7 protein-coding genes are annotated in these 8,530 nt (G+C 34.6%); 1 reads left to right on the forward strand and 6 read right to left on the reverse strand.

Annotated elements, in window-relative coordinates:
* Window positions 1-31: 31 nt before the first annotated feature.
* Genes hemW through fmt form a run of 3 tightly spaced genes read right to left on the reverse strand, consistent with a single transcriptional unit; the run spans window position 32 to window position 3,853 of the window.
* Window positions 32-1,111, reverse strand: coding sequence for a radical SAM family heme chaperone HemW (hemW, locus tag NE544_RS05915; RefSeq protein WP_256268685.1), 1,080 nt, complete (start codon window positions 1,109-1,111; stop codon window positions 32-34).
* The gene (gene lepA / locus NE544_RS05920) at window positions 1,111-2,913 is read right to left on the reverse strand and encodes a translation elongation factor 4 (protein ID WP_256268686.1); all 1,803 of its coding nucleotides are present in this window, start codon (window positions 2,911-2,913) and stop codon (window positions 1,111-1,113) included. Before lepA ends, hemW begins: the two co-directional genes overlap by 1 nt.
* Window positions 2,914-2,923: 10 nt before the next feature.
* Window positions 2,924-3,853 (reverse strand): methionyl-tRNA formyltransferase, encoded by a 930-nt coding sequence (fmt, locus tag NE544_RS05925; RefSeq protein WP_227991787.1) that lies wholly within the window; start codon window positions 3,851-3,853, stop codon window positions 2,924-2,926.
* Between the two features lie 110 nt (window positions 3,854-3,963).
* On the opposite strand from fmt, the gene rpsT reads away from it, so the two are divergent.
* Window positions 3,964-4,227 (forward strand): 30S ribosomal protein S20, encoded by a 264-nt coding sequence (rpsT, locus tag NE544_RS05930; protein ID WP_003864936.1) that lies wholly within the window; start codon window positions 3,964-3,966, stop codon window positions 4,225-4,227.
* Window positions 4,228-5,233: 1,006 nt separating this feature from the next.
* On the opposite strand, the gene holA is transcribed toward rpsT, so the two are convergent.
* The 3 genes from holA to NE544_RS05945 are packed head-to-tail and all read right to left on the reverse strand — an operon-like array spanning window position 5,234 to window position 8,390.
* A complete protein-coding gene (gene holA, locus NE544_RS05935; RefSeq protein ID WP_256268687.1) occupies window positions 5,234-6,175 on the reverse strand; it encodes a DNA polymerase III subunit delta in 942 nt (313 codons plus the stop codon).
* Window positions 6,172-8,019, reverse strand: coding sequence for a ComEC/Rec2 family competence protein (locus tag NE544_RS05940; RefSeq protein ID WP_256268688.1), 1,848 nt, complete (start codon window positions 8,017-8,019; stop codon window positions 6,172-6,174). Before NE544_RS05940 ends, holA begins: the two co-directional genes overlap by 4 nt.
* Window positions 8,016-8,390: a DUF655 domain-containing protein gene (locus tag NE544_RS05945; protein WP_256268689.1), complete on the reverse strand. Its 375-nt coding sequence runs from the start codon at window positions 8,388-8,390 to the stop codon at window positions 8,016-8,018. The genes NE544_RS05940 and NE544_RS05945 overlap by 4 nt, the downstream gene beginning before the upstream one ends.
* Between the last annotated feature and the right edge of the window lie 140 nt (window positions 8,391-8,530).

Raw genomic sequence — 8,530 nt, forward strand, 5'->3', positions numbered from 1 at the left:
AGACTCTCAGTACAAAAGCTATTAAATGATATCATTCTATCATCATAAAATCAACTAGAATCGTATTTAATATTTCAAGTCCAGCATCATTTAAATAGATACATTCCCCTTCAAAACAAAAATACTCACGATACATATCTAATACAGTGGCATAATGATTTTTAAAATCATTCTGATATTTCAAATTCCATTCTCTTATATTCAATCCAAACTTTGTACGCAATGCCATCATGATCGCATCCATACCTCGTTCAGATAGTGGTTCAGGAATATATGTAGAACAAGGACCCTTCAAACAATACTTCTTTAAACTTGTCGTATTATCATAACGAATGCCATCAAGTCTTCCACTTGCGCCACAGCCAAAGCCATAGAAGTCTTTATCTTGCCAATACGCTAAATTGTGTTTGGAATAATAGCCTGGCTTACAAAAGCTAGAAATTTCATAATGAATATATCCGGCTGCTTCAAGTGTTTTCGTAATGTATTCAAACATATCCGCTTCAAGATCTGGATCACAAGGCTCTACACCTGTCTTTCCAAATATTGAATTTTCTTCAATTTGTAAAGAATAAATGGATAAGTGTGGTATATCTAAACTTAAAAATGTAAAAATATCTCTTTTCACATCTTCCATTGTTTGATCGGGAAGTCCAAAAATTAAATCAACGGAGAAATTATGAATCCCACTTTCTTGAATCCATCGAATCACTTTCTTAGCCTGATTGGATGTATGTCTTCTTCGGCAGACTTTTAATAGATCATCATTAAAGCTTTGTACACCCAAACTAATACGGTTGACTCCCAAAGAAACATAAGATGCTAGTTTTTCTTCATCTAAGGATTCAGGATTGCATTCTACGGTAAATTCATCAATATCTTTGGGAAAACAATTTCTTATCGATGTAAAATCATCCAAACTCAATACACTTGGTGTGCCCCCACCAAAATAAAGAGTATGAAGATTTGAAATCTTATACTCTTGAATTTCTTGTATTAACTTTTCTTTCCAAAGTGAAAAGAATTGTTCATTTTTTTGAATCCGGACAAAATCACAATACGCACATATCGAATCACAGAACGGAATATGTACATAGGCTGATGGTACCATTAGTCGTCATCCATACTTAAAACGGCCATGAAGGCTTCTTGAGGAATCTCTACCGATCCAACCATCTTCATACGTTTCTTTCCTTCTTTTTGTTTCTCTAACAATTTCTTTTTACGTGAGATATCGCCACCATAACATTTTGCCAATACGTTTTTACGCAATGCCTTAATGTTTGTACGTGCAATGATCTTTCCACCAATCGCTGCCTGCACAGGAATTTCAAATTGTTGCTTAGGAATCAAGTCTTTCAATTTTACAGCCATCGCATTACCGCGGTTGTACGCAAAATCTCTAAACACAATGGTAGATAGGGCATCGACGATCTGTCCATTTAATAAAATATCCATCTTCACTAGACTACTTGTACGGTATCCACTAAATTCATAGTCAAAACTAGCATATCCTTTTGTACAAGATTTCATCTTATCAAAGAAATCATAAATAATTTCACTTAATGGCATTTGGTAAACCATCATCATACGAACATCATCTAAAACTTGAAGGTCTACATATTCGCCACGTTTTTTCTGACAAAGATCCATCATTGGACCCACAAATTCTTTTGGCACCATAATGTCACACTTCACATAAGGTTCTTCAATATGATCCACTTTTTGAGGTTCTGGTAAAGCCGATGGGTTATCGATTTCTTCCATAGTACCATCTGTTTTATAGACATGATAAATTACGGATGGACTTGTTGCGATTAAACTAAGATTGTATTCACGCTCTAAACGCTCTTCAACTACGTCCATATGTAATAAGCCTAAGAATCCGCATCGGAATCCAAATCCTAAAGCTTGTGACGTTTCCGGTTCAAAGTGTAGAGCCGCATCGTTTAATTTTAATTTGGACAACGCTTCTTTTAGGTCGTCATAACGCGCATTGTCTACAGGATACAAACCACAATAGACCATCGGATGCATTTCACGATATCCAGATAATGGTTCACTTGCAGGATTGGATGCAACTGTAATCGTATCACCGACACGAACATCTTCAATGTTTTTAATGGCTGCACTGACCCATCCTACATCTCCACAGTTCAACTGGTCTTCCACAACTTCTTTTGGTGTACGAACACCCACTTCTGTGACTTCATATTCAGCGCCTGTTGCCATAAAGCGAATCTTATCTTTTGGTTTGATTGTTCCATTCTTTACCGATACAAACGCAATGATTCCACGATAAGAATCATAGAAAGAGTCAAAGACTAAAGCTTGTGTTGGTGCTTCTTTATCCCCTTTGGGACTAGGTAGTTTATGTACGATTTCTTCTAGCACTTTATCGACATTCAATCCCGATTTAGCACTGATTTCAACCGCTTCACTACAATCCAATCCAATTAAGTCTTCAATTTCTTTTTTTACCACTTCCGGTTGGGCACTAGGAAGATCCACCTTATTTAATACAGGCAAGATTTCCAAGTCGTTTTCTAAAGCCAAATATACATTGGCTAAAGTCTGAGCTTGTACGCCTTGAGCTGCATCTACAACTAAGATAGCCCCATCACATGCCGCTAAAGAGCGAGACACTTCATATGTAAAGTCGACATGGCCTGGTGTATCAATAAGATGGAACAAGTAGTCTTGTCCATCTTTGGCATGATATACAAGCTGTACGGCATTTAATTTAATTGTGATACCACGCTCTCTTTCTAGGTCCATTGAATCTAGAATTTGATCTTTCATTTCACGCTTTTCAACCGTATCTGTAAGTTCCAAGATACGATCGGCTAACGTACTTTTTCCGTGGTCAATATGTGCAATGATACAAAAATTTCGAACATTCTTTTGATCCATAGATTTTCCCCTACTCTACAATATTTCCTACTAAGTTACGACCCTGTCCATTAAAGAAGCTTGCACAATCCATGACTGGCTTTCCTTCCATTTGACAAGTTTCAATCACAAGTGTACCCAAATGAAGGCCAATGCCAAGTTTGTTCTTGCCAATCTTGATAAGACGTCCAAACTCATTCTGTTCATCTAAATAACTTGCCTTTAAAATCTTAAATTTCTTTCCATTCAACAATACATAAGCACCTGGTGCATCTGAGAAAGCACGAATTTGATTCAAAATGTGTTCATCATCCTGATTTAAATCAATATGCTCTTCTTCTTTAGATAAAATAGGCGAGAATACAACCTGACTTTCATCCTGCTCTACATAGACAGCCTTGCCAGAACAAATCTCTTCAAAATGTTCCAGTAATAATTCACTTGCACAAATACCCATCTTTTCAAATAAAGATGTAGAATTGTCTTCAGGCAATATTTCAATTTCTTTTTGGGCTAAAACCGGTCCTGCATCCATTTTAGGTGCCATTTTCATTAAGGACATTCCACTTACTTTATCACCATTCCAAATGGCTCTTTGGATTGGGGCTCCCCCTCTATATTTAGGAAGCAAAGAACCATGAAGGTTCACACAACCATACACAGGAAGATCCAAGACTTCCTTAGGTACAATTTGTCCATAAGCACATGTCACAATTAAATCAGGGGCAAAATCAAGAATCGTTTGATAGTCTGACTTAATTTTAACAGGCTGAAATACAGGAATGTCATATTCTAAAGCCACTTCTTTGACTTCCGAATAGACAAGCTGTTGTTTTCTACCCTTTTTCTTATCCGGCTGTGTAACCACTAAGCCTACATGTATATCGTTTTCTAACATTGTTTTTAATACGACACTAGCAATTTTGGGTGTTCCCATAAAAATAATGCGTCTATTTTCCATAATATCACTCCAATACTAGAGTATTATAGCGTATTTTTTTGAAGTTGTGTTGCAATAAATCAGAAATTTTGCTATAATCCATTTGCAATTTATGTCAGGAGGTGCACTTCATGCCACAGATTAAATCTCAAAAGAAACGTGTTAAAACAAATAACAAGGCTCACAAATTAGTCGTATCTAAAAAATCAGCATTGAAATCAAGTATTAAAGCTGTATTAGCAGCTGTTGATGCTAAAGATAAAGAAGCTGCTGTAGCAGCTTACAACGACTGCAGTTCTAAATTGGACAAAGCCGTAGCTAAAGGTATTCACCACAAAAACTACGCTAGCCGTCAAAAAGCACGTTTAGCTAAAGCTATTAACGAAATCGCGTAATGAAGGATTAAGAAGTCATATGACTTCTTTTTTTTATTATCGATAAAAATCATGAACCAAACCAAACTACAATCGAAGCCATCGAGGAAGAAAGAAGAATGATGTCTGATCCAACAATGCCGAAATATTCCAGCATTGATGAGCTAAAAGCGGCATTAGATATATGAAATATATCCTAGAATTTACAACTCGTAGGTACACATTCCGACTTACTTCAATGATAAGTGCTAAATACTAATCCAAATACATTTAGATTGGCCATCCTTATTCATAGGAGCTTTTTTATTTGTCAAATATAAAAAGGTGGAGTCTTACTAATTGAAGATTCCACCTTTTCATAAGTATTCCTAAAAAATCAAATCTGGTAAGTTTTTCTGTCGGTTGTCGACAATGATTAGACATGAGCGTTTACCGTCTCTCATCCGACCACAACTTTTCTCTCGGTTGTCGAGTATGTAAATAGACATGAGCGTTTACCGTCTCTCATCCGACCACAACTTTTATAGATGCTTACCACATCTAAAGGTATTGCTACCTTCAATATAATTATACCAATAATTACCCTAAAATCAATCAATACATTCTCAAGAAAGACTTTTCCTACGAAAAAGTCACACGTCTAAATAGCATGCCCGGTTCGTTTCCAGTCGTCCGATAACATTTCAATATCTTCTCCATCTTTCTCAACCATTCGGTATCCCAATCCATTCAGTCTTTAGCGATGGAGTTTTTATTGTATGCATTATTTATAAATACTTCAGAATTTCATCCATGATCTATGTACCTATCATCCAGTAAGATATCATAAACTTCTGGTTTTGATTATGTATCTTATTAAATCACAAATCCCATGCCTCTAGGATTGATGACATAAGCTGCACAATAATGTACTCAGTCCTTTTTGTTGTTCCTGATAATCTATATCATGTGATATTTTATTGTTTTTTTACATACAATATTTTTCTGTTCCGAAACCAAAATCTTAATATACAAAAAATGAACAAGGCTATTCCTTGTTCATCATTAAGTTTAGACAAAAGTATTCAAAACCATCATCCTTATCAATCTTACCCATTTTCATTTGTTGATCAAAATCCGCAAGTAACGATAGATTGTAAAGTAAGGCTTCACTTGAAAAGCGCATGGCCTTTTGCATATTTAATTTCACGCGGTACGGATTAGCTTTTAATTCTTGGGCAATGGTTGCCTGCGCCTTTCCTTCATCCATTAATACGCGTACTTGAAATAGAAAACGTATTTGACTTGCCAAAAGTGCAACGATAGCTACTGGCTGCATATTGAGCTTTCTAAAATTACGATAGTAAGCTAATAATAAGATTCCATTTTGACTAAAGAAGGCATCGACCATTTTAAAAATATCATTCATAGGTTCTACGACAAGTAGATTTTGTACATCTTCAAGCGTTGGATGTTTTGAATAGATGGAAATCTTTTCAATTTCATTCTGGATGCACATGGGATCAAGTCCCATTCTGGATGTCATCCAATCTAATGTTTTAAAATCGACCTTGACTCCATATTCCTTCAGTTTATCTTGCACATAAAACTTTTGTGACTTTTCATCAAGTGCTAAACAAGAATACAATGTTGCACACCCACTAATTTCTTTTACCTTTTTCTTTCTTGTATCTAGTTTATCGCTTGGACATACTAAAACAAGAATCATGTCTGTATCTTTTCTTACTAGAAAAGGATCCACTTCATAGTTTGTCGTATTCTTACTTGAAAGAAACGTACAGTTATTGACAATAATCATCTTGTCATCATCAAAGATCGAATAGGCATCTAAATCTTGTAGAACATTGGATATTTCATCTGTTTGGGCATCATAGATATTTACGTTTTCTTGAATATGATGTCTTTTTTTAATGGCCTCTAGCTTCATAGAAACCATGCTTTTGTCTTTTCCGTATAAAATATAAATCATGTCCATATTATACCAAACATTCCATCGTTTGTGACAACAAATGAAAAGTGAAATAAAGAATACATGGCTATACTTCCACAATCACTCGTACATAGTGTATTTATGTGTAAATTTTCTAATGTCTTGAGTGTTTCAACACTTGGATGACCATACTTATTCTTATAGCCACAACTAATCAAGGCAATCTTACAATCTAAAGAGTCAAGAAAGTCTGGGTCTGAACTCGTATTTGATCCATGATGTCCTACTTTTATGACATCAGCTTTTAAATCATATGTAGCCATCAATTGTTTTTCAATTTGTTTACTCGCATCCCCCATAAAGAGATAGGTTAAGTGATCATACGTAAAATAACTGATAAGACTCGAATCATTCGTATCCTTAGATTCTCTTTCACTTAACAACAAATAAAATGGATAATCGACATGAACCGATTGATTTGAATCTTCTATGACTTGTTTGATTTCAATTTTATCTTTTAAACTGTCATATCCTCCATTATGATCAAAGTCATCATGTGTAAGTATCAATGTATCAATCGCATGAATGTTCTTGTTTTCTAGAAAGGGCATAATAATTCTTTCGACATTATCACGATATAGGTTTTGCCCACAATCAATCATCACCACACTTTTATGGAAAGGTTCTACAATGATGCTGCAGTCGGCTTGACCTATATTTAATGTATATACTTGAAAGAAAGGATTACAATAGATTTCTAGAAATGGAACGATACATATCCATAGATATTTCCATTTAAAGTGTTTTAAGCATTGTATATAGAAGATGATAAACAGAACTATAAATAGGATTCTAGGTGCATAATGAATGGTTAGGTCTGGTAATTTTAGGTGTATTAAATCATACACTGTAAATCCAAATAAGAAAATCAAACCATATAGTTTTCTAAAGACATTAAAGAAAAGCAATGAAATAAGATTCACTTTCTTAAAGTAAATAAACATCAATCCAAGTAAGGCCATCTTTTGTACGATCCATTTGTGTTCTGTACAAAAATACGATACGAGTTGTAACAAGAGTGGACATACAAAAGATATAGATAGTACTTGATTTGGATAGATTATGCCAAAACAAAGGATTGTAAAAGCCATTTGATTGGGTTTGGATGTGAATAATAGAGTACTCAACTGATACAAAATAAATCTTGTGAATGCAAGTGTAAACACAAAGAAATGACCAAATAAAACACTGAAGACTAGAAGGATTCTTCGAATACGAGTCTCATCCCACTTTCGCTTTAATACATGCAAAACAATGTAGTATGCGCTCATATAGCCATATCCAAGCATCGTATAGATTTCATCTATGCTTTCATCGTGTATGCCATAGTATAAGGATAAGACAATAGAAGAATTGGGTTTCAACTTTAAATAATTGTAGAGTCTAGACTTGAATGATGTTGATTTATGGATGATTTCTACAGAATTCGTCTTAAACCTGATATTCTTATTTTCATTGTATCGAGTAAAACTAAACAGCGTAAAATTATCATCTGTATGAATGGGTTCTATGTGTTTGACTTTAACTTCATCTTGAAAGCTTAGATCTAAATCTGTTTGGATAAGAATTTTAGAACCTCTATTTTTACCTATATAGTATCCTTTCTTTATTTCTGTAATTTTATATGTATCCTGTTGTTGAACTTCTTTTGGATATACAAGGATACAGCTTAATAGGCTAAATAAAATAAATAGAATTAGGATTATTTTATCTTTAAACCGATAGTGTAGATAGACAAGAAAGAAGAGTGTGAAACAGAGTATACAAAGTATTTCTTTTAAGATTAGACAGGCTAAAAAGCCAAGTGAAAGTATCAACATCATAAGCAGATCTTATCCTTAATCTTATTAAACATGGCTGGACCAATGCCTTTGACATTTTGGATTTGTTCTAAAGATTGAAATGTGTTACTCTTGCGATACTCCATGATTCTTTGGGCAATGGCCGGACCAATACCTGGAAGTGTTTGTAGTTCTTCTAGTGTTGCACTATTAATAGAAATGAGTTTTACATCTTGTTTTTCTGGAATCACCACCACATCTTTATCTTGTAGGATATAGTTAAAACTGATTCTAGACGTATCACTGTTTTCTAATAGGCCTCCGCTCATTTGAATCAAACTTGAAATGGAGCTATGTCGCTTTAAAGTATAAACGCCTGGATTTTGAATAGCCCCCTTGATTTCCACTTGCATCAATGTGGGCTTGGCTTCTTGTAAGGTAATGGGTGTATACCGGTTAAAGCAGGTAAAGGTAAAGAAAATAAAGAGACAAAAAAAGGACTATATAAAAATAGTTGGGGTCTAGATACGCTATAAGATTACATAGGGTAATG

The sequence above is a fragment of the Holdemanella sp. MSK.7.32 genome (genome assembly GCF_024460475.1).
GTDB lineage: Bacteria > Bacillota_I > Bacilli_A > Erysipelotrichales > Erysipelotrichaceae > Holdemanella.

Excerpts from the sequence above, each read along its gene's own strand:
- rpsT (WP_003864936.1), top strand. The coding sequence starts at position 3,964 with ATGCCACAGATTAAATCTCAAAAGAAACGTGTTAAAACAAATAACAAG.
- hemW (WP_256268685.1), bottom strand. The coding sequence starts at position 1,111 with ATGGTACCATCAGCCTATGTACATATTCCGTTCTGTGATTCGATATGT.
- NE544_RS05940 (WP_256268688.1), bottom strand. The coding sequence starts at position 8,019 with ATGATGTTGATACTTTCACTTGGCTTTTTAGCCTGTCTAATCTTAAAA.
- NE544_RS05945 (WP_256268689.1), bottom strand. The coding sequence starts at position 8,390 with ATGCAAGTGGAAATCAAGGGGGCTATTCAAAATCCAGGCGTTTATACT.
- holA (WP_256268687.1), bottom strand. The coding sequence starts at position 6,175 with ATGATTTATATTTTATACGGAAAAGACAAAAGCATGGTTTCTATGAAG.
- fmt (WP_227991787.1), bottom strand. The coding sequence starts at position 3,853 with ATGGAAAATAGACGCATTATTTTTATGGGAACACCCAAAATTGCTAGT.
- lepA (WP_256268686.1), bottom strand. The coding sequence starts at position 2,913 with ATGGATCAAAAGAATGTTCGAAATTTTTGTATCATTGCACATATTGAC.